Source organism: Vibrio sp. 10N.222.48.A3 (assembly GCF_041475345.1).
GTDB classification, from domain to species: domain Bacteria; phylum Pseudomonadota; class Gammaproteobacteria; order Enterobacterales; family Vibrionaceae; genus Vibrio; species Vibrio tasmaniensis_A.
This window is the reverse complement of record NZ_JBFRVX010001305.1, coordinates 1-802: the sequence shown is the minus strand read 5'-3', so window position 1 is coordinate 802 and position 802 is coordinate 1. Positions and strand designations below refer to the sequence as shown.

The following is an 802-nucleotide window of genomic DNA, read 5'->3' as shown; positions in this document are numbered from 1 at the left end:
ATCAACACGCCCTAGTAAAGGGCTAATTTAACGTGTGATTATGTGCGCTCTGCCAAGTATGCTTCGTAGTCTGGGATCTCAATGATCACTTCTTCTTCAAGCAATGAAGAGTTAAACAGGAAGTTAGCGGTAGCGCGGTTGGTTGCTACAGGGATGTTCCAAACACTTGCGATACGAAGCAGTGCTTTTACGTCCGGGTCGTGTGGTACGGCATTTAATGGATCCCAGAAGAAAATCATCATATCGATCTTGCCTTCAGAGATAAGGGCACCAAGTTGTTGGTCACCGCCCATTGGGCCGCTGATCATGCTCTTAATCGCTAAGCCTGTTTCTTTACTGAGTAGAGAACCTGTCGTGCCCGTTGCATAAAGGAAGTGCTTTTGTAGTTTTTCTTTGTTCTCTTTGACCCATCTTAATAGCTCAGGTTTGAAATGGTCATGAGCGACCAAAGCGATGTTCTTATGCGTTGGCATAGTACGCGTCGTTTTTTGCATGGATGTTCCCTAAATGATTGATTCGTTTTTATTGTTTTGAGTTCTTTAGTCAATATAGCACTAAGGATTCACACTGAATACCGGGCGAAACTCAGAAGGTGACAATGAGTCGGCGATAATTTGATCTTTGAGTGTTGCGGGTGTCAGTGCCTCAATCATGGGTGCGCTATGTTTTTCATAAGGTTGACCACGCAAGTAATGGGTGGCTTGCTTTACCGACAAGCGACCTTGTTCAACCATTTTATCTGTTGGTGCAAAAAGCACCTTGTTACGAAGCAAACCGCGGTAGATTCCGTGACTTAAGTAAC

At 44.4% G+C, this 802-nt stretch carries 1 protein-coding gene and 1 pseudogene; both read right to left on the bottom strand.

The features are described from left to right. Positions 1-38 precede the first annotated feature (38 nt). Positions 39-494 carry a methylglyoxal synthase gene (locus tag AB4653_RS25895; RefSeq protein WP_009844869.1) on the bottom strand — a complete coding sequence of 152 codons (456 nt, stop codon included), beginning with the start codon at positions 492-494 and terminating at the stop codon, positions 39-41. Between the two features lie 60 nt (positions 495-554). After that, positions 555-802: pseudogene (locus tag AB4653_RS25890) on the bottom strand (TMAO reductase system protein TorT); the annotation flags it as partial.